The sequence below is a fragment of the Umezawaea tangerina genome, assembly GCF_003002815.1.
Lineage (GTDB): Bacteria > Actinomycetota > Actinomycetes > Mycobacteriales > Pseudonocardiaceae > Umezawaea > Umezawaea tangerina.
This window is the reverse complement of record NZ_PVTF01000024.1, coordinates 1-22,772: the sequence shown is the minus strand read 5'-3', so window position 1 is coordinate 22,772 and position 22,772 is coordinate 1. Positions and strand designations below refer to the sequence as shown.

The window sequence follows — 22,772 nt, the reverse complement described above, 5'->3', positions numbered from 1 at the left end:
GACTGGCACCCGCCGCGGTTTCCGCAAGCAAGAACCAGGTTTTGGAGGACAGCCGTGAGCGAGCCGATTCTCGAGCTGCGCGGCATCAACAAGAGCTTCGGGCCCGTGCACGTGCTGCACGACATCGACTTCACCGTGCGGGCCGGAGAGGTCACCGCGCTCGTGGGTGACAACGGCGCGGGCAAGTCGACGATGGTCAAGTCCATCGCCGGCATCCACCCGATCGACTCGGGTGAAGTGCTCTTCGAAGGCCAGCCGGTGACCATCCACAGTCCCCGCGAAGCGGCGGACTACGGCATCGAGGTCGTGTACCAGGACCTCGCGCTGTGCGAGAACCTGGACATCGTCCAGAACATGTTCCTCGGTCGTGAGCGCGGCAAGTACGGGCTCCTCGACGAGGCCGACATGGAGCAGGCGGCCCGCAAGACCCTCGCCTCGCTGTCCGTGCGCACCGTGAAGTCCGTCCGCACGTCCGTCGCGTCGCTCTCCGGCGGCCAGCGGCAGACCGTGGCGATCGCCAAGTCCGTGCTGTGGGACAGCAAGGTCGTGCTCCTCGACGAGCCGACCGCCGCACTCGGCGTCGCGCAGACCCGCCAGGTGCTCGACCTGGTCCGCAGGCTCGCCGAGCAGGGCCTCGGCGTCGTGCTGATCAGCCACAACATGAACGACGTCTTCGAGGTGTCCGACCGCATCGCCTGCCTGTACCTGGGGCGCATGGCGGCTCAGCTGCCGACCAAGGACGTCACCCACGGACAGGTGGTCGAGCTGATCACCGCTGGTCGCTCCGGCGACCTGGGCATCGCCCGCCCGGAAACCGCGACCATCTGATGCCCGAGGAACTGAGCATGACTGACACACCCTCCACCGGTGAGAAGGCCCCCGAGACGGGGGCGATTTCCGACTTCGGCATCGACACGACGTCCAAGTCGGCTGGCGAGGCGCTGCGCGAGTACTGGGCCAAGGTCCGCGGCGGCGACTTCGGTTCGCTGCCCGCGCTGCTCGGCCTGCTCGTGCTGGTGATCTTCTTCAGCGCGCAGTCCGAGACCTTCCTGACCCTGGGCAACATCGCGAACCTGCTGGCGCAGGGCGCGGGCATCGTGATCATCGCGATGGGCCTCGTCTTCGTGCTGCTGCTCGGCGAGATCGACCTGTCGGCGGGCACCGCGTCCGGCGTCGCCGCCTCCGTGATGGCGCTGCACCTGGTCAAGAGCGGCAACATGCTGTCCGCCTTCGGCGACGGCGTCTTCTACATCACCTGCGCGTTCATGGTGGTCGCCGCGGTCCTGTCGGCGCTGCTGCGCATCTGGCCCGGCGTCGTCCTCCCCGTCGTCGGCCTGGTGATCCTGCTGCTCGGCGTGCCGCCGAACGCGTGGATCGAGATGCTGCTCGCGCTGTGCATCGGCACGTCGATCGGCAGCCTGACCGGCTACCTCGTCGCGAAGGTCGGCATCCCGTCCTTCGTCGTGACCCTCGCGCTGTTCCTGGCGTGGGGCGGCGTGGTGCTGAAGTACATCGGCCAGGGCGGCACCCTGCCCATCCGCAACGACAAGATCCTGTTCGACGTCGCCAACGGCAACCTGAACACGGTCAACAGCTGGATCCTGTTCCTGATCGCGGCAGGCGGCTACGGCGCCGTCGTCCTCGGCAGGCACTTCACCCGGCTGCGCAAGGGCCTCGTCGCCCAGCCCACGCCGCTCGTCCTGATCAAGGTCGCCGCGGTCGTCGTGCTCGGTGCCGCCGCCACCCTGCTGCTCACCCAGAACCGCGCGGTCAACCCGACCGTGACCATCCTGGGGGTGCCGTACGTGGTGCCGATCGTCCTGGCGCTGCTCACCCTCGGCACGTTCGTCCTGGACCGCACCCAGTACGGCAGGCACATCTACGCGGTCGGCGGCAACGCCGAGGCCGCTCGTCGTGCAGGCATCAACGTGGCCAAGATCCGGATGAGCGTCTTCGTGATCTGCTCGTCGGTCGCCGCTCTCGGCGCCATCGTGTACTCCTCGAAGGTCGGCTCGGTCGCGCCCGACTCCGGTGGCGGCAACACCCTGCTGTTCGCGGTCGGTGCCGCGGTCATCGGTGGTACGTCGCTGTTCGGCGGCAAGGGCCGACTGCGCGACGCGGTCATCGGTGGCGCGGTCATCGCGATCATCTCGAACGGTCTGGGCCTGCTCAAGCAGGAGGCCGCGGTGGTCTCCATCGTCACCGGTCTCGTGCTGCTCCTGGCCGCCAGCGTGGATGCGCTGTCGCGTCGTCGTTCGGCCGCTTCGTAGGAGTTGTGACATCACCGACTGCGGGAGCCCGGCCCGACGAGGTCCGCAGGCACAACCGCACGGCGCTGCTGCGCCGGTTGCACGTCGACGGTCCGTCCACCAGGGCGTCGCTCGCGGCTGAGCTCGGGCTCAACCGCAGCACGATCAAAGCCCTGGTGGACGGTCTCGCCGAGACCGGCGTGGTGGCCGAGCGGGTCCCCGCACAGCGCAGCGGTGCCGGCAGACCTTCGCTGCTGGTCCTCCCGCAGCCGCACGCCGCCGTCGTCCTGGCCATCGACATCCGCGTGGAGCAGGTGGCCATGGCGATGGTGGGGCTCGGCGGGGAGATCATCGGCCGGGACAGCTGGAACCTCCACACCCGCACTCGCGACCCCCGCGAGGTCATCACCCACATCGTCGACTCGGCCAAGCTGCTGACCGACGAACTGGACCTCCAGCCCGTCGCCGTGGGCGTCTCCGTCTCCGGTGTCGTCCGCCGCTCCGACGGCTGGGTCCACGAGGCCCCCAACCTCCACTGGACCAACGTCGCACTCGGCGAACGCCTCAGCGCCGTCATGGGCCTGCCCGTCCAGGTCGGCAACGACGCCGAGCTGGGCGCCCTCGCCGAACACGTCCGCGGCGCGGCCCGCGGCGCCTCGGACATGGTCTACATCTCCGCCGACGTCGGTGTCGGCGGCGGCGTCATCTCCAACGGCATGCCCTTGCGCGGCACCGGCGGGTACGTGGGCGAGCTGGGCCACATGGTCGTCCGCCCAGGCGGGCTGCGTTGTTATTGCGGCTGTGAGGGCTGCTGGGAGACCGAGGTCGGCGAAGCAGCCTTGTGCAGAGCCCTGGCCCTCCCCGAGAACGCCTCCCGCGGCGCCGTCGTCGCCGAGCTGCGCTCCCTGGCCGCCGACCCCGACAGCGTCATGCACCGCCTCGGCGAGTTCACCGAATGGCTCGCCGTAGGCCTGGTCACCGTCGTCAACATGCTCGGCCCGGAACTGGTCGTCCTCGGCGACCTCTTCACCGCCCTACCGGAACCCGTGGTCGCCGAGGTCAGAGCCGTCGTCCAACGCCGCAGCCTCGTCAGCAGAGCCGTGGGCGGCACCCGCATCGTCAGCTCCCCCCTGGGCCGCGACGCCAAACTCGTCGGCGCAGCCGAAGCCGCCTTCGAACCCGTCCTCGGCATCGTCTGACCCGACGCGCAGCAGCCACCCCACTCCGACGCGCAGCGAGGGCGACACACGCCTTGTCGGACGCAGTCCGATGCCCTGTCCGACGCGGAGCGTCGGATGCTGGCGTAGCCAGACCTACCCCGGCACCCCCCGAAAACCCCCAGAAATGCGAGGGGGGCGGGGATCCTCTCGGATCCCCGCCCCGGAACGGCAAGGGTGCTTGAGGGCCACACACGGCCCCGATTGTTAGCCCTGCTGCAGTTCGGCAGCGAGCTCGCGCAGCTTCGTGCTGTGTTCACGGGCGTGGTGCCCGCAGAACAGCAGCTCGCCCCCGGAGGGGAGTACGGCGCGAACCTGGGCAGCAGCCCCGCAGCGGTCGCAGCGGTCGGCAGCGGTCAACTCGGGGCGGGTGAGCGTGGGTGTAGTCATTAGAGTCTCCCTCCGTCCCGGCACCGGGGATTCGGTGCCCTCTTACCAAGCTGCGACCACTACGCATCTGGCTGGTGCGTGGTGCTCGCTGGCTCCACTCTCTCAGACGTTCGCGCGGAAGTCAGTGTTCCCGTGGTGGTGGCGACCCGCGTCACTCGCGTTTTCGCCACTCGACGGTGCGCCGATCCCGCCCGAACGCCGATTTCGGCGGTTCAAAATCACTATCCGCAGTCGTGGCAACGGTTTCAGACCTGCGGTTTTGGCTGCCCAGGACCCTGGATTGCTCCAAAAGGTGGGACCGGCGCGGCCGTTGGTGTGATCGGTAACACTTTGGTCCGCTCAGAGCGAACAAGGCCCTGGGTTCCACCATTCGGACGTGCCGAGGACCCCTGGTCCGCGCTCCGGAGACCTTCCCGTGACCTCGGCACTACGGAGAGCCGAACGCGCGGTGCCACACGCGCGATGCCACGCAGAAGGGCCCCGCGCACGTGCGCGGGGCCCTTCTGCGTGGCTGTCTAGTCCAGGTAGTCGCGCAGGACCTGCGAGCGCGACGGGTGGCGCAGCTTCGACATCGTCTTCGACTCGATCTGCCGGATCCGCTCACGGGTCACCCCGTAGACCTGGCCGATCTCGTCGAGCGTGCGCGGCTGGCCGTCGGTGAGGCCGAAGCGCAGCCGGACCACGCCCGCCTCGCGCTCGGACAGCGTCGCGAGGACCGACTGGAGCTGGTCCTGCAGCAGCGTGAACGACACCGCGTCCACGGCCACGACGGCCTCGGAGTCCTCGATGAAGTCGCCGAGCTGGCTGTCGCCCTCGTCGCCGATCGTCTGGTCGAGCGAAATGGGCTCCCGGGCGTACTGCTGGATCTCCAGCACCTTCTCGGGGGTGATGTCCATTTCCTTGGCGAGCTCCTCGGGCGTGGGCTCGCGGCCCAGGTCCTGGAGGAGTTCGCGCTGTATGCGGCCGAGCTTGTTGATGACCTCCACCATGTGCACCGGGATGCGGATGGTGCGGGCCTGGTCGGCCATGGCGCGGGTGATGGCCTGGCGGATCCACCACGTCGCGTAGGTCGAGAACTTGTAGCCCTTGGTGTAGTCGAACTTCTCGACCGCGCGGATCAGACCGAGGTTGCCCTCCTGGATCAGGTCCAGGAACGCCATGCCGCGGCCGGTGTAGCGCTTGGCCAGCGAGACCACGAGGCGGAGGTTGGCCTCCAGCAGGTGGTTCTTGGCGCGCTCGCCGTCCCGGACGATCCACCGCAGGTCGCGGCGCATCTGAGGGGTGAGCTTCTCGTTCTCGTCCTCGGCCCGGCGCACCCGCTCGGCCGCGTAGAGGCCGGCCTCGATCCGCTTGGCGAGCTCGACCTCCTCTTCGGCGTTGAGGAGGGCGACCTTGCCGATCTGCTTCAGGTAGGCGCGGACCGAGTCGGCGGAGGCGGTGAGCTCGGCGTCCTTGCGGGCCTGCCGCAGGGCCTCCGACTCCTCCTCGTCCCAGACGAAGTCGCCCTCGCCGGGCTTCTTTTCGTCCTCGGGCTCTTCGGGCTCGTCGACCACGGGCTCGTCGACGATGACCACGTCCTCGCCGAGGTCCTCGTCGCCGGGAGCGGCTTCGAGGTCCTCGGGGTCGTCGCCGTCCTTCTTGGTCTTGGCGGGACCGGTCGCCTTGGCGGCCGTCTTGCGAGGCGCCTTGGCCGCCGGCTTGGCCGCCGCAGTCTTCGCCGCGGCGGGCTTGCGAGCCGGAGCCTTGCGGGCCGAGGCGGCCTTGGGGGTCTCCTCAGACTCGCCGGCTGCGGCCGAGGTCGTCTTCGCGGCGCTCGTGGTGCTCGAGCGTCGGGTTGCGGTTTCTGCGGCTGCCACGTACGCCCTTTCGCGACTGTCGATCACGGCGATCCGAAGGGCGCGAAACCTCGGACGCCAGAGTTCGGGGGAGCGCCCGCCGAAGCCTTCCGGCGGGGCACCGTTCCATTGTAACGACGAGAATCGCGTGCTGTTGCGCCCCGCTCGTTTTCGAGGGGGTCAGACCCGTGTTCCCGCAGCTAGATCGAGTAAGGAGATTTTCCGGATCAGTGCTTGATGCCCTGCGCGGCGGCCGCGGCGGCGCCCACGATGCCCGCGTCGTTCTTCAGCGAGGCGGCCACCACTTCGGTGCGCACTTCGAGGAGCGGCAACCACTTCTCGGCCTTCTTGCTGACCCCGCCGCCCGCGATCACCAGGTCCGGCCAGATGAGGTTCTCGAGCACGGAGACGTAGCGCGAGACGCGGGGCGCCCACTCGGCCCAGGACAGGCCCTTGTCCTCCTTGACCGACGCCGCCGCGCGCGACTCCGCGTCGTGGCCGTCGACCTCGAGGTGCCCGAACTCGGTGTTCGGGACGAGCTTGCCGTCCAGGAACAGCGCGCTGCCGATGCCCGTGCCGAACGTCAGCAGGACGACCAGGCCGTCGCGGTCCACGCCCGCGCCGTACCGCATCTCCGCCATGCCCGCCGCGTCCGCGTCGTTCAGCACCACGACGTCCTCGACCGGCTTGCCCAGCCGCTTCGCGAACAGGGCGCGCGCGTCGGTGTCCACCCAGTGCTTGGACACGTTCGCGGCCGTCAGCGCCACACCGTGCTTGACCACGCACGGCAGCGTCACGCCGACCGGTCCGGTCCACTCGAACTTGGCGACGATCTCGGCCACCACGTCGGCGACCGCGTCCGGCGTCGACGGCTGGGGCGTGGCGATGCGCAGCCTCTCGCCGTCCAGTGCGCCTGCTTCCAGGTCGACCAGGCCGCCCTTGATGCCGGAGCCGCCGATGTCCACACCGAACCCGCGGGTAATGCCCATCCCCGGTGGCCTTCCTACTCGATTCAGTAACCGTGGCCGCAGACACTAGCCTGAGCACCACCGATAGTCCCGCGAGAGTGACGTAGGTGGAACAGTTGAGTTTCGATCCGCGCCCGTTGGTCGACGTCGCCGTGACCGTCGCGAAGGAAGCCGCCGCTCTCGTCCAGCGGGCCAGGCACGACGCCGTCACCGCCCAGGTCGACACCAAGAGCACCGAGACCGATGTGGTCACCCTCGCCGACCGCGCGTCGGAGCAGTTGGTCCGCGACCGCCTCGCCGTCCTCCGTCCGGGTGAACCCGTCATCGGCGAGGAAGAAGGCGGAAGCGCCGCCGTCGAGGGTCTGACCTGGGTCGTCGACCCGATCGACGGCACCGTCAACTACCTCTACGGCTACCCCTGGTACGCCGTGTCGATCGCCGCCCAGCTCGACGGCGTGTCGGTCGCCGGCGCCGTCGTCGAACCGGTCAGCGGCCGCGTCTGGACCGCCGCCCTCGGCCACGGCTCCTTCCTGGACGGAAACCGCCTGTCGGTCTCGAAGGCGACCCGCCTCGACCTCTCCCTGATCGGCTACGGCTTCGCGTACCGCCCCGAACGCCGCCAACGCCAGGCCACCACCTGGGCCGCCCTCTCCACCCGCGTCCGCGACATCCGCCGCGCGGGCGCCGCGTCCCTGGACCTCTGCGCCGTCGCCGCCGGCTGGCTCGACGGCTACGCCGAACACGCCCTCGGCCGCTGGGACTGGGCAGCCGGCGCCCTCATCGCCTCGGAAGCAGGCGCCACCGTCCACCTCCCCGGCACCGACCCCGCCTTCGGCGCGGACGCCACCGTCGCCGCCACCCCCGCCATCGCAACCGCCCTCCGCACCGCCCTCATCGAATGCGGCTTCGCCAACGTCTAGGCAAGCGCTTGCCAACGCTAGATCCGTTGCACGCCCCCGACTTCCCCTGGGCAAGGCCCGCCAGGGGTCCTCGTTCGAGTTGAACCCCCCGATTCACAACCTACTCAGGGGGTACGACATTTTCGGCTGGGACGGCTGCCCGGTTTGAGGCTTTTGACCACTTGCGGGACGACTTGGCAAAACAAAGCCAACCTCCCCAACCCCACCCCAAAACCACGGAAACCAAGCCAAGAACCCGCCCAACACCAACCCGACACAGACTTCGACGCAGCCGCCACCCCGTCACCCCACTCGGCGCGAAGCGCCCGCCCGCTCCACCCGACGGCGAAGCCGAGCACGGCCTCCACGTTGGGCGCAGCCCGCCAGCGCGCATCCGGCGCGGAGCGCCTGGGGCCTTGTCGGCGCCAGCCGATGCCTTGTCCGACGGCGAAGTCGAGGATGCTTTGTCGGGCGCAGCCCGATGCCTGAGTCAGGCGCAGCCTGATGCTGGCGAAGCCAGACCCCCTCCCGCCCCCGATAAACAGCGCCCTCCTGTCCTGCCCTAGTTTGTCAAGACAGCTCTATCGTCTTGACAAACTAGGGCAGGACATTGAGACAATCGCGCACCGGGGGCCGGGCTTCGCGCAGTCCCCCCACCCCCACCCACCAAAAACCCCCGCCGCAACCAACACGACGGGGGCTTCCTCACCTCTACCCAACCCTCAACAACCAACCCTCAACAATGCACATCCCGAGCCGCAGCCACGTTCGACGCCACCAGCGTCGGACTGCTGGCCTCGGCCACCTGCCCCCCGCCCTGCTCCGGCTGCTGCTCCGCCCACGAAGCCAGCTGGTCCAGCACCTTCCGGGCATCGTGGTTCGGCTTCACCTCGTCGAACTTCTTCCCGATCGCGATGTCCACGCTCGCGTCCTGCCGCTCGTCCCGCACCAGCTCGAGGCACGGTTCGATCAGGCTCAGCGTCCGCGCCGCACCGGCTCCCGGCGCCCCGAACCGGATCTGCCCGCGGCACGTCATGTCCTGCGCCGGGTAGACGGGGTCGTTGTCGGGCTCCGCGGCCTGCTTCAGCCCGAGCTCGGTCAGCGTGGTGGCGACGAACCGCGCCTGGTTGCGCTGCGTGCTGGCGTTGAAGACGCGGAACTGGATGTCCGACACCGGCGCGGGGTCGGTGCGGTCCAGGGCGTCGTGCGCGAGGACGCTGCCCAGCTTGGGCGCCTCGGCGACCGGGGCCGCGGGAGGTGCGGCGGGGTCGACCGGGGGCACCGAGGAGGCGCTGGCGACCACGTTCCCCGGTGAGTTGCACTTGATGGCCGCGTCGACGTCGTTGGCGGTGTCCAGCACCTTCGCCCACACGAAGATCGCGCCCACCGCCAGGACTACGAAGAGGATGAGCGCGGGTAGCGGCCGTCGTCGCTTGTACCGCGACAACCCGCTGTTCCCCGTGCTGCTCGCGGGTCCCACGTCCGCCGACCTCCCCTGGCGTTGTGCCCATGTGCTCGCTGTGAACCAGCCTAGGTGGTCCGGGACCATCCCGCGTGCCCGACCGGCCGTAGCCGCCCGCAATCACCCGGTAGCGGAGGGTTCACAACCGCTTGGGCGGTGCCAACGGCCCCGACAGGTGGGCAAGAGCCCGTGTACAGCCTATCGGGCCAGCTTACGTGGGTCCTGTCACCCTTCTGCTCATTTAGGGGGAACCCGATGAACAACACCCCGAACCGTGAGCTACCCTCTGCGCGCTCCGGGACCGTCGAGTCGCCAGAAGCGTCGACTGCAGGGGGTTGGCGCACGGCGTCCGGGGCGAGACCTCCGTCACTTGGCGACGAGGGCACAAAAAGGGGCGCTGGGACGTTAACCAGCGACACGAACACAGTCTCCGTAGACCGCAGGGGTGAAAACAAGATGGCGACCGACTACGACGCGCCGCGTCGCAGCGAGGCCGATGAGCTCGCTGAAGACTCTCTCGAGGAGCTGAAGGCGCGGCGCAACGAAACGCAGTCCGGCGTAGTCGATGTCGACGAGGACGCGACTGCCGAGAACTTCGAGCTGCCCGGTGCCGACCTGTCCGGTGAGGAACTCACCTTCAAGGTCCTGCCGAAGCAGGCCGACGAGTTCACCTGTTCCAAGTGCTTCCTGGTGCACCACCGCAGCAGGCTCGCCGAGGAGCACAACGGGCAGTACATCTGCCGCGACTGCGCCTGACCGCGCCGCGGCCCGAGGGCCGACCGAACCGCGGGCGTCTCCGCTGAACGACAAGTCCACAGAACGAACTGGGCGCTCACCCGAAGGGGTGGCGCCCAGTCGCTTTTCACTTCTTCAGCAGCTCGGCCAGCCGGTCGGCCTTGCGGGCGCTGAACAACCAGTAGGGCGTGGGGTCGTCCGGGTCGACCAGCGCCACCTTCACCATCGGCCCGACCCAGCCGCGGTGCGCGACGAACGCGGCCGGGTCCAGGTTCGGCCCCATGGCCTTGCGCTTGGTCTTCGCGGTGAACACCTCCACGTCGCCGAGCAGCTCCAGCGGCACGTGCGCGTCGCCGACCCGCAGCTCCCCGTCGGAGACGGCGACCTTCAGCGAGCCGAGCCGCAGGATCATCAGCACGACCAGCGGAACGGTGATCACGTAGGGCAGCCAGGAGCGGACTCCTGGAAACCCCATGTGGATCTCCGCGGCCAGCAGCACGGCGGCGCTCACCGGCAGCAACCAGCCCCACCAGGGGACGTAGAGCCGCTCTTGGAAGGCACTTGGGGCGGTCACAGCACTCTCGCTCACGTCTTCAGGGTAATCTCGCCCGCCGTGCCCAGCGTCGAGGTATTGCTGTCCCGGCTCGATCCAGGAGTCCCACCACCGACGTACGCCCGTCCGGGTGATGCGGGTGCCGACCTGGTCACGACTCGGGACGTGGTGATCGGACCGGGGGAGCGCGCGGTGGTCGGCACCGGCATCGCGATCGCGCTGCCCGAGGGCTACGCGGGGTTCGTGCACCCGAGGTCCGGGCTCGCCGCGCGGGTGGGGCTGAGCGTGGTCAACACCCCCGGCACGATCGACGCGGGCTACCGGGGCGAGATCCGGGTGTGCCTGGTGAACCACGACCTCCGCGAGCCGATCACGCTCTCCCGAGGTGACCGGATCGCGCAGCTGGTGGTGCAGCGCGTCGAGCACGCGGTGTTCCGCGAGGTCGACGAACTGCCGGGCTCCGAGCGCGGCACGGGTGGGTACGGCTCTACTGGCGGGCACGGCGTGCTCGCGGCGACGGCGAAGGCCGACGCCATGCAGCGGACAGAGGGGTAACGCAGATGTTCGGACGGCGCCGCAAGCGGGGCAGGCACGCGACGAACCGGGAGACCGCGCTGGACGTCGAGCTCGACGACGACGGGCTGGACGTGGCCGACGACGGTCCCTACGACGAGGCCGACGCCCCCAACGACGGAGTGACGCGGCTGGAGCTGGGCTCGGTGAGGCTCCCGGTGCCCGACGGCGCGCAGCTGCAGGTCGAGATGGACCCGGCGGGCGCGGTGCGCGCGGTGCACCTGCTCACGCCCGTCGGCCAGCTCACGGTCAGCGCGTTCGCCGCGCCCCGCACCGGCGGCCTCTGGAAGGAGGTCGGCGCGGAGCTGATCGCGCAGCTCAAGGAGGACGGCGCCCGCATCAACCGGGAGAACGGCGACTGGGGCGAGGAGATCACCGCCCGCAACAGCGGCGTGCACCTGCGCTTCGTCGGCGTGGACGGCCCCCGGTGGCTGCTGCGCGGCGTCGCCGCGGGCCCGGAGGAGCACGCGCCCGCCATCGCCGCGGCCCTCTACGACCTGCTGCGCGGCACGGTCGTCGTGCGCGGCACGCAGCCGATGCCGGTGCGCACGCCGCTGCCGATCGAGCTGCCCGAGGCCATCGCCAAGCACATCGCCGCCCAGGCGGGCGGCTGAGCCGTCGGCGTGGGGCTCCACCCGGATCCCCACGCCGACTATCGCTTCAGTGCTGATCGAGATCAGCCCTTCGGCACCGCGGTTCGGCCCCAAGCGCTCAGCAGCGCGAGCACGGCGGCGCGACCGAGCGCCGCCCGGTCCGCGCCCAGCGCGGCCAGCGTCGTGGTGCGCAGCACCGCCCCCGGAAGCGCCGCCGTCCACGAACGGGCGATCCCCAACGGGTGAACCGGGTCGTCGGAGCACGCCGCCACGCCCGCCGGGACCGCCAAGCGCGCCAGCTCGTCCGGTTCGGGCGCGGTCGACCCCGCGGCCGCGCGCAGCGTCCCGGCCAGCCGCGGCCCGTGCCGGTGCCACACCCGGCGCAGCTCCGCGCCGAGCCACCCGTCCACCCCCACCAGCGCCGCGTCCACGCCGTCGCGGTCCACGACGGCAGCGCTGGCCCGCGCCGCGAGCGCCGCAGGCGAGTCCCCGGCGGGCCCGTGCCACGCGGGCAGGGCCACCAGCAGCGCGGCGCACCGCTCCGGGTGCCGCACCGCCCAGCCCGCGGCCACGTGCGCGCCGAGCGAGATCCCGCCGACCACCAGCGGGGTGCCCGTCCACGCGGCGTCCAACGCGGCCAGGTGCTCGTCGACCGACACCGTCGCCGGCGTGGTCAGACCCGCTCCCACCTGTGCCAACGGCTCCTCGAAGACACTGCGGACAAACACCTCGTCAGAGGCTGTTCCGGGCAGCATCACAGCGGTTTGACCGACCAGACCGACCATCGGGCGCATCACGGCCAGGATCCTCCCCCAGTCGGATACCGGCGCCCTCATACCCGGTTACGCTGGTTACTGGACGGGCTTCGCTGCCGATGCCCCTTGCGATGCACCAGGAGTCGGGGATGAGTGTTTCAGGAGACGGCTATTGGCGCCGTCTCATGCGTCGCCTCACCAGTGATGTGACCGAGCTGGACGCGGACGACCTCTCCCGCGAGGCCGAGGCGGTCGGCGCCATGAGGGCGTGCGACTGCAAGTCCGGCGAGGAGGTGACCGTGATGGGCAGGCTCCGCTCCGTGGAGATGTGCCCGCGCGACTCGGCCGCCACGCTGGAGGCCGAGCTCTTCGACGGCACCGAGGGCGTCACCCTGGTCTGGCTGGGGCGCCGCCGCATCGCGGGCATCGAGCCGGGCCGCACCATCAAGGCCCGCGGCCGCATCGCGGTCCGCGACGGCCGCAAGGTGCTCTACAACCCGTACTACGAGCTGCAGAACGCCTCATGACCCCGACGAACGGCCAGGACGTGACGGAAGAGAACACGAAGACAGAAGAACCCGAGAAGATGCCGACCATGCTCGAGCAGATGGGCGGCGTCAGCGGCCTCGTCTACTCCTCGCTCCCGGTCGTCGTCTTCGTGCTGGTCAACACCTTCGCGGGCCTGTACCCGGCGATCTGGAGCGCGCTGGGCTCCGCGGTGCTCATCGGCGTCGTGCTGGCCGTGCGCAAGGGCTCGATCCAGCCCGCGGTGTCCGGCCTGTTCGGCGTCGGCATCGCGGCGTTCATCGCCTACCGCACCGGCTCCGCGAAGGGCTTCTTCCTCTTCGGCATCTGGCAGAGCCTCGTCTACGCGGGCGCCTTCGTGCTCTCCATCGTCGTCCGCTGGCCGCTCGCGGGCGTCGTCTGGTCGTTCCTCAACGGCCGCGGCACGGCCTGGCGCAAGGACAAGCCGTCGGTCCGCGACTACGACATCGCCACGCTGGTGTGGGCGCTCGTCTTCGGCTCCCGCTTCGTCGTCCAGCAGTGGCTCTACGACACCGCCTCCGTCGGCTGGCTCGCCTTCGCCCGCCTCGCCATGGGCTACCCGCTCATGGCGATCGCCGTCGCCGCCACCGTCTGGGCGGTCCGCCGCTCCGACAAGCGGCTCAAGGCGATCGAGGAGGCCGAGGCGACCGAGGTCCGCGAGACCGAGGAGCAGCTGCGCGCCCGCTACGCCACCGCTCCCGAGCCGCACCCGACCGCCAAGCCGGTCACCGAGAGCTGACGACCCCGGAGCACCGGAACCGCCCCGCCCGGACGTCCGGGCGGGGCGGAGTCGTCAGCAGCCCAGCGCGTCAGTACCCCAGCGCGGAGCGGATCTCCTGCTCGACGGCCGCGGTCGCCACGAACAGCAGCTCGTCGCCGCCCTCGAACGTGTCGTCGACCGACGGCACGATGACCCGCCCGCCGCGCAGGATCGTCACCAGCGCGGCGTCGCGCGGCAGCACGAGCTCGCTGACCGGCTCGCCCGCCAGCGGGGTGTCGTGCGGGAGGGTGATCTCGACGAGGTTGGCCTGGCCCTGGCGCAGGGTGAGCAGGCGCACCACGTCGCCGACGGTCACGGCCTCCTCGACCATGGCGGCCAGGATGCGCGGGGTCGACACGGCGACGTCGACGCCCCACGACTCGGTGAACAGCCACTCGTTGGCCGGGTCGTTGACCCGTGCGACGACGCGCTTGACGGCGAACTCCGTCTTGGCGAGCAGCGACACCACCAGGTTGACCTTGTCGTCGCCGGTGGCGGCGATGACGACGTCGCAGAGCTGCATCCCGGCGTCCTCCAGCGAGGACAGCTCGCACGCGTCGGCCTGCACCCACTCGGCCTGCTCGACGGTGTGCGGCTCGAAGTGCGCCCAGTCGCGTTCGATGAGCATCACCTGGTGCCCGTCGGACACCAGCTCCTGCGCGATGGAGCGGCCGACCGCGCCCGCTCCGGCGATGGCGACCCGCATCAGCTCTCCTCAGGTGCGCGGCCTGCCGCGGCGGTCACGTCCGTGAGCGTCCCGGACAGGGCTGCGACGTAGATCACATCGTCGGCCTGGACGACGGACTTGGAGTCCGGGAGCACCCCGGTGCCGAACCGCATGATGAACGCGACCCGGCACGCGGTCGCCTCCTGCAGCTCCGCGACCGAGTGCCCGACCCAGTCCTCGTGGACGCTGATCGGCAGCACGGCGACCGTCCCGGACGGGTCGCGCCAGGCCGTCGTCGCGCCCTCCGGGACGAGCACGCGGAGGAACCGGTCGGTGCTCCACGGCACGGTCGCGACCGTCGGGATGCCCAGGCGCTCGTACACCTCGGCCCGCTTGTGGTCGTAGATGCGGGCGACGACGTGCTGGACACCGAAGGTCTCGCGCGCCACCCGCGCCGAGATGATGTTCGAGTTGTCACCGCTGGAGACGGCGGCGAAGGCACCCGCGCGCTCGATCCCGGCCTCGATCAGCACCTGCCGGTCGAAGCCGTTGCCGATCACCTGCTGGCCGTGGAAGTCGGCCCCCAGGCGCCGGAACGACTGCGCGTTCTTGTCGATGACCGCGACCTGGTGGTCAAGTCGCTCCAGGGCCTTGGCCAGGGATGTCCCCACCCGGCCGCAACCCATGATCACCACGTGCACCACGTGCCTCCTCGTCGTACGCGCACGACGTGCGCGACTGGCGTGACCGAACCTACCCATGATTGGTCCGAAACGGTGAGCGCAGCCCTTACGCTCTGACCTCGTGTCCAAGCTCGCAACCGCGGCCAAGCGCCTTGTCGTCGGCAGGCCCTTCCGCAGTGATCGACTCGCCCACACGCTCCTGCCCAAGCGCATCGCCTTGCCGGTGTTCGCCTCGGACGCGATGTCCTCCGTGGCGTACGCGCCGGAGGAGATCTTCCTGGTGCTCTCCGTCGCGGGTCTGTCCGCGTACACCTTGGCACCTTGGGTCGGCCTCGTGGTCGTGGCTGTGATGCTCGTCGTGGTCGCCAGCTACCGGCAGAACGTGCACGCCTACCCGTCCGGCGGGGGTGACTACGAGGTCGCGACGGTCAACCTGGGCAGGCAGGCGGGCCTGACGGTGGCCAGCGCGCTGCTCGTGGACTACATCCTCACGGTGGCGGTGTCGATCGCCTCGGCGATGGCGAACATCGGCTCGGCGCTGCCGTACGTGGCCACGCACAAGGTCGAGTTCGCGGTGGCGGCGATCGTGGTGCTGACCGCCATCAACCTGCGCGGCCTGCGCGAGTCGGGCACCGCCTTCGCGATCCCCACCTACGCGTTCATGATCGGCATCCTGCTGATGATCGGCTGGGGCCTGTTCCGGGTGTTCGTGCTCGGCGACGTGATGCACGCGGAGAGCGCGAACATCGAGATCCGGGCCGAGGACGACCACCTGATGGGCCTCGCGTTCGTGTTCCTCGTGCTGCGCGCGTTCTCCTCCGGCTGCGCGGCCCTGACCGGCGTCGAGGCGATCAGCAACGGCGTGCCCGCGTTCCGCAAGCCGAAGTCGCGCAACGCCGCCACGACGCTGCTGCTGATGGGCCTGATGGCCGTCATGATGCTGATGGGCCTGATCGTGCTCGCGCAGGTCACGGGCGTGCGGATGGCCGAGAACCCGGCCGAGCAGATCGTCAACGCGCCGCCGGGCTACGAGCAGAAGACGATGGTCGCGCAGATCGCGGGCGCGGTGTTCGACGGCTTCCCGGTCGGCTTCTACTTCATCGCCTCGGTCACCGCGCTGATCCTCGTGCTCGCCGCCAACACCGCGTTCAACGGCTTCCCGGTGCTCGGCTCGATCCTCGCCCAGGACCGCTACCTGCCCCGCCAGCTGCACACCCGCGGCGACCGGCTGGCGTTCAGCAACGGCATCGTGTTCCTCGCGGGCGCGGCGATCGTGCTGGTCATCGCGTTCGACGCCGAGGTCACCCGGCTGATCCAGCTCTACATCGTGGGCGTGTTCGTGTCGTTCACGCTGAGCCAGCTCGGCATGATCCGGCACTGGAACCGGCTGCTGTCCACCGAGGAGGACCCGACCGCCCGCAACCGGATGCGGCGCTCGCAGACGATCAACACCGTCGGCCTGGTGATGACCGGGTCCGTGCTGGTGGTCGTGCTCATCACCAAGTTCACCAAGGGCGCCTGGATCGCCATCGCCGCGATGGCCGCCATCTACGCGCTGATGACCGCGATCCGCAGGCACTACGACCGGGTGGCCGAGGAGCTGCGGCAGCAGGAGCGGCAGAAGATGCTGCCCGCCCGCAACCACGCCATGGTCCTGGTGTCCAAGCTGCACATGCCGACCTTGCGCGCGCTGGCCTACGCCAAGGCCACCCGACCGGACGTGCTGGAGGCCGTCACGGTCAACGTCGACGACGCGGACACCCGCAAGCTCGTGCAAGACTGGGAGAAGGAAGCCTTCAAGATCCCGTTGAAGGTGATCGAGTCGCCCTACCGCGAGATCACCAAGCCGGTGCTGGACTACGTGAAGCGGATGCGCTCGGACAACCCGCGCGACGTGGTCACCGTGTTCATCCCGGAGTACGTGGTCGGCCACTGGTGGGAGCAGATCCTGCACAACCAGAGCGCGCTGCGGCTCAAGGGGCGACTGCTGTTCGAACCCGGTGTGATGGTGACGAGCGTGCCGTGGCAGCTCGCGTCCTCCAGCAGGGTGCACGAGAAGGACGTGGTCGCGCCCGGCGCGATCCGTCGCGGTCTGGACAAGAGGGACCCCAGGTGACTTCGCAGGACAAGCCCACCGACCACGACCCGCGCGCGGGCGAGTCCGAGCAACGGCCCGCTGCTGTACCTGATGGACGGCCCGCCGAGGTATCCGATGGACGGCCCGCCGTCGTCGACAAGCCCGACTGGCGCCACCGCCGCATCGAGGTGGAGATCGGCGCGGTGGCGCACGGCGGCCACTGCGTCGCCCGCCACGAGGGCCGGGTCGTCTTCGTCCGGCACGCGCTGCCCGGCGAGCTCGCGGTCGTGCTGGTCACCGACGACACCGGCGGCTCGTTCTGCCGCGGCGACGCCGTCGAGGTCCTCCGCCCCTCCGCCGACCGGGTCGAGCCGCCGTGCCCGTTCTCCGGGCCCGGCCTGTGCGGCGGCTGCGACTGGCAGCACGCCTCGTGGGACGCCCAGCGCGAGCTGAAGGCCGCCGTGGTCGAGGAGCAGCTGCAACGGCTCGCGAACGTGCGCAGGTCCGTGGTCGTCGAGGAGCTGCCCGGCGGCCCGGACGGCTGGCGCACCCGGATGCGGATGGCGGTCGGCCCCGAGCGCAGGGCCGGGTTCCGCGGCCACCGCAGGCACAGCGTCGTCGTGGTCGACGAGTGCGTGATCGCCGCGCCCGGCGCCCTGGACGAGGCCGTGCGCCGCGAGTGGGCGGTGGGCGGCGAGCTGTCCATCACCCGCGACGCGGGCGGCCAGGTGCACGTCACCGAGTCCGGCAAGCCGCAGCCGCGCAACGGGCGCCGCGCGGTGCCCGGCAGGCCGATCCGCAGGCGCGGCAGCGGCACCGCCGTCGAGCTGGCCGCCGAGCGCACGTGGAGGCTGGACGCCGAGGGCTTCTGGCAGGTCCACCCGGCCGCCGCGGACACCCTCGCCTCCGTCGTCCGCGACTGGGCCGGCGGCGAACCAGGCCAGCTCGCCTGGGACCTCTACGGCGGCGTCGGCCTGTTCGCGTCCGTGCTCGCCGGGCAGGTGGGCCCCACCGGCCGCGTCGTGGTCGTCGAGTCGTCCCACCGGGCCGTCCAGGACGGCGTCGCGAACCTGTCCGACCTCGCCCAGGTCGAGTTCCGGCGGGGCAAGGTCGAGGACGTCCTGTCCTCGCCCGACTTCGTCGACCAGGTCCCCGACGTCGTAGTGCTCGATCCGCCCCGCAAGGGCGCCGGGAAGGTCGTCGTGGGCGAGATCGCCCGACGTTCACCCGCTCGGGTGGTCTACGTCGCGTGCGACCCCGCCGCGCTGGCACGGGACGTGGCGACGTTCGCGGAACTGGGGTATCAGCTGGCCGAACTCCGGGCCTTCGACGCGTTCCCCATGACACACCACGTCGAGTGCGTGGCGCTGCTCGTCCCCCGGACGTGAGCCTCCATACACCCTGAGAAGCCAACCGGACGGGTGGTCTTCACGTCCTGGTCAGGGGGAGCGGGTGAGGAACTGCGCCTCAGCCGTGCCTCCGTAGACTGACCGGACGATGCGCGTCCACCACGATGCGTAATCCGAACCGACGCAGACCACAGGCGAGGTGGAGCGGTGACGCTGCTGGAATCCGTGCAGGGACCGGCGGACTTGAAACGGATGACCGCCGAGGAGCTGGTGCGGCTCGCGGAGGAGATCAGGGGATTCCTGGTCGACAAGGTCTCCCGGACCGGTGGTCACCTGGGCCCGAACCTGGGGGTCGTCGAGCTGACGATGGCCGTGCACCGGGTCTTCGACTCGCCGCACGACCCGGTCGTCTTCGACACCGGTCACCAGAGCTACGTGCACAAGATCGTGACCGGGCGGCGCGACGGGTTCGACACGCTGCGCCAGCGCGACGGCATGTCCGGCTACCCGTCGCGCTCCGAGAGCGAGCACGACGTGGAGGAGAACAGCCACGCCTCGACCGCGCTGTCCTACGCCGACGGCCTGGCCAAGGCGTTCCAGCTCACCGGCTCCCAGCGCACCGTCGTCGCGGTCGTCGGCGACGGCGCGCTGACCGGCGGCATGTGCTGGGAGGCGCTCAACAACATCGCGGCGGACAAGACCCGACCGGTCGTCATCGTCGTGAACGACAATGGCCGCTCGTACTCGCCGACCATCGGCGGACTCGCGGACCACCTGTCCTCGTTGCGGCTGCGGCCGGGCTACGAGCAGGTGCTGGAGAGCGGCAGGCGCGCGTTGCAGCGCACCCCGGTGTTCGGCAAGCCCCTCTACGCCGCCCTGCACGCCGCCAAGCGCGGCATCAAGGACGCGCTGGCCCCGCAGGCCATGTTCGAGGACCTCGGCCTGAAGTACATCGGCCCGGTCGACGGCCACGACCTGCCCACGCTGGAATCCGCGCTGGTGCGGGCCAAGGCGTTCGGCGGGCCGGTGATCGTCCACGCGGTCACCCGCAAGGGCAACGGGTTCGCCCCGGCCGAGAACCACCAGGCCGACCAGATGCACGCCACCGGCGTCATCGACCCCATCACCGGCGAGGCCGTCGGCCCGTCCAAGCGCACCTGGACGCACGTCTTCGCGGACGAGCTGGCCGTGCTCGGCGGCGAGCGCGAGGACTTGGTGGCCATCACCGCCGCCATGCGCGGCCCGGTCGGCATGGACAAGTTCGCCACCGCCTACCCGGACCGCTGCTTCGACGTCGGCATCGCCGAGCAGCACGCCATGACGTCGGCCGCGGGCCTGGCCATGGGCGGCCTGCACCCGGTGGTCGCGGTCTACGCGACGTTCCTCAACCGGGCGTTCGACCAGCTGCTGATGGACGTCGCCATGCACAAGCAGGGCGTCACCGTCGTGCTGGACCGCGCGGGCATCACCGGCCCGGACGGCGCGAGCCACCACGGCATGTGGGACATGTCGATCTGCGGTCTCGTCCCCGGCGTCCACGTGGCCGCCCCGCGCGACGCCGCGACGCTGCGCGAGGAGCTGCGGGAGGCCGTGGAGATCGACGACGGACCGTCGGTCGTGCGCTACCCGAAGGCCTCCGTAGGCCCCGACCTGCCCGCGCTGGAACGCGTCGGCTCGGTCGACGTGCTGCACAAGCCCGCCGAGGGCGAGCACCACGACGTGCTGCTGGTCCCGGTCGGCGCCTTCGGCGAGCTCGGCGTCGCCGCCGCCCAGCGCCTCGCGGACCAGGGCATCGGCGTCACGGTCGTCGACCCCCGCTGGGTGTTCCCGATCGCGCCCGAGCTCGTCGCGATGGCCTCCGAGCACAAGCTCGTGGTGACCGTCGAGGACGGCGGCCGCCACGGCGGCTTCGGCTGGACGCTGGCCGCCGCGCTGCGCGACGCCGACGTCGAGGTGCCGCTGCGCGACCTCGGCGTGCCCCAGGAGTTCCACCAGCACGCCGAACGCCCCGAGGTGCTCGCCTCGCTCGGCCTGACCGCGCAGGGCGTCGCCCGGCGCGTCACCGAGTGGGTGGCGGGCCGCATGGTCGAGACGTCCCGGCCGTCCGAGATGGACGCCAGGGCCGAGAAGTAGCCGACGACCCGCCGATGGCCTCCGCGGGGACGACCACCGTCCCCGCGGAGGCCATCGCCCGTTGTGGGGACGTCGCACCCCGACGGCCCCGGTAGCGTTGAGGTGTGCGGATCCTGGTTGTTGAGGACGAAGTGCCGTTGGCCGACGCGATCGCGCGCGGCCTCCGGCGAGAAGGCATGGCCGTGGACGTCGCCTACGACGGCGAGTCCGGCCACGAGAAGTCCACCATCACGCGGTACGACGTGGTCGTGCTCGACCGCGACCTGCCCGGCATGTCCGGCGACGAGCTCTGCAAGGAGATCCTCAGCTCCGGCGCCCTGACGCGGGTCATGATGCTCACCGCGAGCGCGGGCGTCGACGACCGCGTCGCCGGGCTGTCGCTGGGTGCGGACGACTACCTCGCGAAGCCGTTCGCGTTCCCCGAGCTGGTGGCGCGCGTCCGCGCCCTGGCCCGCCGCGCGACCCCCGCGACGCCCCCGTTGCTCAGCGCGCGCGACGTGGAGCTGGACCCGGCGCGGCGGACCGTGCGGCGCGGCGGCGCGCTCGTGGAGCTGACCCGCAAGGAGTTCGGCGTGCTCGAGGTCCTGCTCGCGGCCAAGGGGTCCGTGGTCAGCAGCGAGGAGCTGCTGGAGCGGGTCTGGGACGAGAACGCCGACCCGTTCACCACGACCGTCCGGGTCACCGTGATGACGCTGCGCAAGAAGCTCGGCGAGCCCGGCATCATCGACACCGTCGTGGGCTCGGGGTACCGGGTGCCCAGTGCGGGGACCTCCGCTGAGGACTGACTTCACCCGACGGCGCGGGCCGGGCCTGCGCCTGCGGATCACCCTGCTCGCCACCGCGCTCGTCGCCTTCGTGAGCTGCCTGCTGCTCCTGCTGGCCTGGATGCTCGTCGGCCGGGTCGTTGACTCGATGCCGACCTACCCGGCGGGCAGCACCGTCCAGGTGGACGGCGTCGAGGTCGCCACGGACGCGCTGAGCCAGGTGCTCGGCGCGCACGCCCGCACCGACGTCGTGCGGTCCGGCGCCATCGCGTTCTGCTTCGTGGTGCTGGCCGCCGCGGTCCTGGCGTGGGCGCTGACCGGCCGGGTGCTCAAACCCGTGCACGACGTGACCGACGCGGCCCGCAGGCTGTCCGCGGACTCGATGGGGGAGCGGCTGCGGTTGGCCGGTCCCCGCGACGAGGTCGCGGAGCTGGCCGACACGTTCGACGAGATGCTGGACCGGCTGCAGGCGGCGTTCGACTCGCAGCGCCGGTTCGTCGCGAACGCCTCCCACGAGCTGCGGACGCCGTTGTCGGTGATCCGCACCGAGCTGGACGTGACGCTGTCCGACCCGGACGCCGACGACGCCGAGCTGCGCCGGATGGCCGGGGTGGTGCGGTCGGCGACCGAACGCGCCGAGCAGCTGGTGAGCGCGTTGCTGCTGCTGGCCCGCACCGAGGGCATCGGGCTGGCCGTGCACGAGCCGGTCGACCTGGCCGCCGTGGTGGACTCGGCGTGGCGGGCGGTGCGGACGGAGTCGGTGGACCGGCAGCTGCGGGTCGGCCTGCGCACCGCGCCCGCGCCCGCGGTCGGCGACCCGGCGCTGCTGGAGCGGATCGCGGGGAACCTGCTGGAGAACGCCGTGCGGCACAACGTGGTCGGCGGCTGGATCGACGTGGTCACCGAGGGCGGTCCGCAGTGGTCGGTGCTGCGGGTGTCGTCGTCCGGGCCGCCGATCGCGCCGGAGCGGGTGGACGAGCTGTTCGAGCCGTTCCGCCGGGGCGGGACCGACCGGACCGCGCGGACCGGGACCGGCCTCGGGCTTTCGATCGTGCGGGCGGCGGTGTCCGCGCACGAAGGGCGCGTGCACGCCGAAGCCGTGCCCGGCGGAGGGCTCGCGGTGACCGTGCACCTGCCCGCCGCGGGGCAGTGAAAGAAACTTCCAGTGGTCCCGGTCACAGTTGTGTGTGATTCGGGGCCGAACGGGGCACTCTGAGAGGTCGGACAGGGGCCCCGAGCTGGGGTTTTGTTGACCTTGGACGTAGGGGTACCCCCGATTTGGACTCAGGTTCATGGGGGTGTAACTTTCTCCTTGTCACCGCGACACAGACCGGAAACGGGCTGAGGCGGAGGCCGAAAAACTTAAGCGAATCGAATGCCTCGCAAGCCGATTTGACAGTCTGAAAAATCGCTTGCTAAGCTTCAAACACAAGCCCCGGATTGCACCGCGGTAAGACGCGGAACAAGATGGTGTGCGCGTGTTCTTTGAGAACTCAACAGCGTGCCGAATAGCCAGTAACTTATATGAACCCAGTCAATGGGTTTCCTTTGAGATTGAACTGGA

General features: G+C 70.5%; 22 protein-coding genes. 14 read left to right on the top strand and 8 right to left on the bottom strand.

All coding sequences use genetic code 11. The features are described 5' to 3' along the window. Positions 1-54 precede the first annotated feature (54 nt). From CLV43_RS45200 to CLV43_RS45190, 3 genes are read left to right on the top strand one after another with little or no spacing between them, the layout of a single operon-like run. Positions 55-828: an ATP-binding cassette domain-containing protein gene (locus CLV43_RS45200; RefSeq protein WP_106196732.1), complete on the top strand. Its 774-nt coding sequence runs from the start codon at positions 55-57 to the stop codon at positions 826-828. Between the two features lie 17 nt (positions 829-845). Beyond that, on the top strand, positions 846-2,270 hold the full coding sequence (locus CLV43_RS45195; RefSeq protein ID WP_106196731.1) for a sugar ABC transporter permease: 1,425 nt from the start codon (positions 846-848) through the stop codon (positions 2,268-2,270). 5 nt (positions 2,271-2,275) lie between these two features. Further along, positions 2,276-3,448 (top strand): ROK family transcriptional regulator, encoded by a 1,173-nt coding sequence (locus tag CLV43_RS45190; protein ID WP_106196730.1) that lies wholly within the window; start codon positions 2,276-2,278, stop codon positions 3,446-3,448. 225 nt (positions 3,449-3,673) lie between these two features. On the opposite strand, the gene CLV43_RS45185 is transcribed toward CLV43_RS45190, so the two are convergent. The 3 genes from CLV43_RS45185 to ppgK all read right to left on the bottom strand — a co-directional run bounded on the left by CLV43_RS45185 (position 3,674) and on the right by ppgK (position 6,680). Further along, the gene (locus tag CLV43_RS45185; protein WP_106196729.1) at positions 3,674-3,856 is read right to left on the bottom strand and encodes a DUF7455 domain-containing protein; all 183 of its coding nucleotides are present in this window, start codon (positions 3,854-3,856) and stop codon (positions 3,674-3,676) included. Positions 3,857-4,371: 515 nt separating this feature from the next. Continuing rightward, the gene (locus CLV43_RS45180) at positions 4,372-5,712 is read right to left on the bottom strand and encodes an RNA polymerase sigma factor (RefSeq protein WP_106196816.1); all 1,341 of its coding nucleotides are present in this window, start codon (positions 5,710-5,712) and stop codon (positions 4,372-4,374) included. 206 nt (positions 5,713-5,918) lie between these two features. Beyond that, positions 5,919-6,680 (bottom strand): polyphosphate--glucose phosphotransferase, encoded by a 762-nt coding sequence (gene ppgK, locus CLV43_RS45175; RefSeq protein WP_106196728.1) that lies wholly within the window; start codon positions 6,678-6,680, stop codon positions 5,919-5,921. Positions 6,681-6,775: 95 nt separating this feature from the next. Between ppgK and CLV43_RS45170 the strand changes: the two genes are divergently transcribed. Continuing rightward, positions 6,776-7,579 (top strand): inositol monophosphatase family protein, encoded by an 804-nt coding sequence (locus tag CLV43_RS45170; protein ID WP_106196727.1) that lies wholly within the window; start codon positions 6,776-6,778, stop codon positions 7,577-7,579. A 715-nt stretch (positions 7,580-8,294) separates the two neighbouring features. Here CLV43_RS45170 and cei read toward each other — a convergent pair. Further along, positions 8,295-9,038, bottom strand: coding sequence for an envelope integrity protein Cei (gene cei, locus CLV43_RS45165; RefSeq protein WP_106196726.1), 744 nt, complete (start codon positions 9,036-9,038; stop codon positions 8,295-8,297). A 438-nt stretch (positions 9,039-9,476) separates the two neighbouring features. On the opposite strand from cei, the gene CLV43_RS45160 reads away from it, so the two are divergent. Next, positions 9,477-9,776 (top strand): DUF4193 domain-containing protein, encoded by a 300-nt coding sequence (locus tag CLV43_RS45160; protein ID WP_106196725.1) that lies wholly within the window; start codon positions 9,477-9,479, stop codon positions 9,774-9,776. A 106-nt stretch (positions 9,777-9,882) separates the two neighbouring features. On the opposite strand, the gene CLV43_RS45155 is transcribed toward CLV43_RS45160, so the two are convergent. After that, on the bottom strand, positions 9,883-10,344 hold the full coding sequence (locus CLV43_RS45155) for a DUF3093 domain-containing protein (protein ID WP_170156296.1): 462 nt from the start codon (positions 10,342-10,344) through the stop codon (positions 9,883-9,885). Between the two features lie 24 nt (positions 10,345-10,368). Between CLV43_RS45155 and dut the strand changes: the two genes are divergently transcribed. Both dut and CLV43_RS45145 read left to right on the top strand, forming a co-directional pair. Next, positions 10,369-10,863, top strand: coding sequence for a dUTP diphosphatase (gene dut, locus CLV43_RS45150; protein ID WP_106196723.1), 495 nt, complete (start codon positions 10,369-10,371; stop codon positions 10,861-10,863). Between the two features lie 5 nt (positions 10,864-10,868). Beyond that, positions 10,869-11,495 carry a DUF3710 domain-containing protein gene (locus CLV43_RS45145; protein WP_106196722.1) on the top strand — a complete coding sequence of 209 codons (627 nt, stop codon included), beginning with the start codon at positions 10,869-10,871 and terminating at the stop codon, positions 11,493-11,495. A gap of 62 nt (positions 11,496-11,557) precedes the next feature. On the opposite strand, the gene CLV43_RS45140 is transcribed toward CLV43_RS45145, so the two are convergent. After that, positions 11,558-12,163 (bottom strand): alpha/beta fold hydrolase, encoded by a 606-nt coding sequence (locus CLV43_RS45140; RefSeq protein ID WP_342749857.1) that lies wholly within the window; start codon positions 12,161-12,163, stop codon positions 11,558-11,560. Between the two features lie 215 nt (positions 12,164-12,378). Between CLV43_RS45140 and CLV43_RS45135 the strand changes: the two genes are divergently transcribed. Both CLV43_RS45135 and CLV43_RS45130 read left to right on the top strand, forming a co-directional pair. Further along, a complete protein-coding gene (locus CLV43_RS45135) occupies positions 12,379-12,756 on the top strand; it encodes an OB-fold nucleic acid binding domain-containing protein (protein ID WP_106196814.1) in 378 nt (125 codons plus the stop codon). Next, positions 12,753-13,514 carry a DUF3159 domain-containing protein gene (locus tag CLV43_RS45130; protein ID WP_245887505.1) on the top strand — a complete coding sequence of 254 codons (762 nt, stop codon included), beginning with the start codon at positions 12,753-12,755 and terminating at the stop codon, positions 13,512-13,514. Before CLV43_RS45135 ends, CLV43_RS45130 begins: the two co-directional genes overlap by 4 nt. A gap of 70 nt (positions 13,515-13,584) precedes the next feature. On the opposite strand, the gene CLV43_RS45125 is transcribed toward CLV43_RS45130, so the two are convergent. Both CLV43_RS45125 and CLV43_RS45120 read right to left on the bottom strand, forming a co-directional pair. After that, positions 13,585-14,241, bottom strand: coding sequence for a potassium channel family protein (locus CLV43_RS45125; protein ID WP_106196721.1), 657 nt, complete (start codon positions 14,239-14,241; stop codon positions 13,585-13,587). Beyond that, positions 14,241-14,903, bottom strand: a complete 663-nt coding sequence (locus CLV43_RS45120; protein ID WP_106196812.1) for a potassium channel family protein — start codon at positions 14,901-14,903, stop codon at positions 14,241-14,243. Before CLV43_RS45120 ends, CLV43_RS45125 begins: the two co-directional genes overlap by 1 nt. 103 nt (positions 14,904-15,006) lie before the next feature. On the opposite strand from CLV43_RS45120, the gene CLV43_RS45115 reads away from it, so the two are divergent. The 5 genes from CLV43_RS45115 (at position 15,007) to CLV43_RS45095 (ending at position 22,361) form a co-directional block, all read left to right on the top strand. Next, complete coding sequence (locus tag CLV43_RS45115; RefSeq protein ID WP_106196720.1) at positions 15,007-17,001, top strand: APC family permease; 1,995 nt, start codon at positions 15,007-15,009, stop codon at positions 16,999-17,001. A gap of 143 nt (positions 17,002-17,144) precedes the next feature. Next, positions 17,145-18,350 (top strand): class I SAM-dependent RNA methyltransferase, encoded by a 1,206-nt coding sequence (locus CLV43_RS45110; protein ID WP_106196811.1) that lies wholly within the window; start codon positions 17,145-17,147, stop codon positions 18,348-18,350. Positions 18,351-18,518: 168 nt separating this feature from the next. Then, on the top strand, positions 18,519-20,444 hold the full coding sequence (dxs, locus tag CLV43_RS45105; RefSeq protein ID WP_106196719.1) for a 1-deoxy-D-xylulose-5-phosphate synthase: 1,926 nt from the start codon (positions 18,519-18,521) through the stop codon (positions 20,442-20,444). Between the two features lie 104 nt (positions 20,445-20,548). Next, a complete protein-coding gene (locus CLV43_RS45100; RefSeq protein WP_106196718.1) occupies positions 20,549-21,229 on the top strand; it encodes a response regulator transcription factor in 681 nt (226 codons plus the stop codon). Further along, positions 21,204-22,361, top strand: a complete 1,158-nt coding sequence (locus CLV43_RS45095; protein WP_245887504.1) for a sensor histidine kinase — start codon at positions 21,204-21,206, stop codon at positions 22,359-22,361. Before CLV43_RS45100 ends, CLV43_RS45095 begins: the two co-directional genes overlap by 26 nt. Positions 22,362-22,772 lie beyond the last annotated feature (411 nt).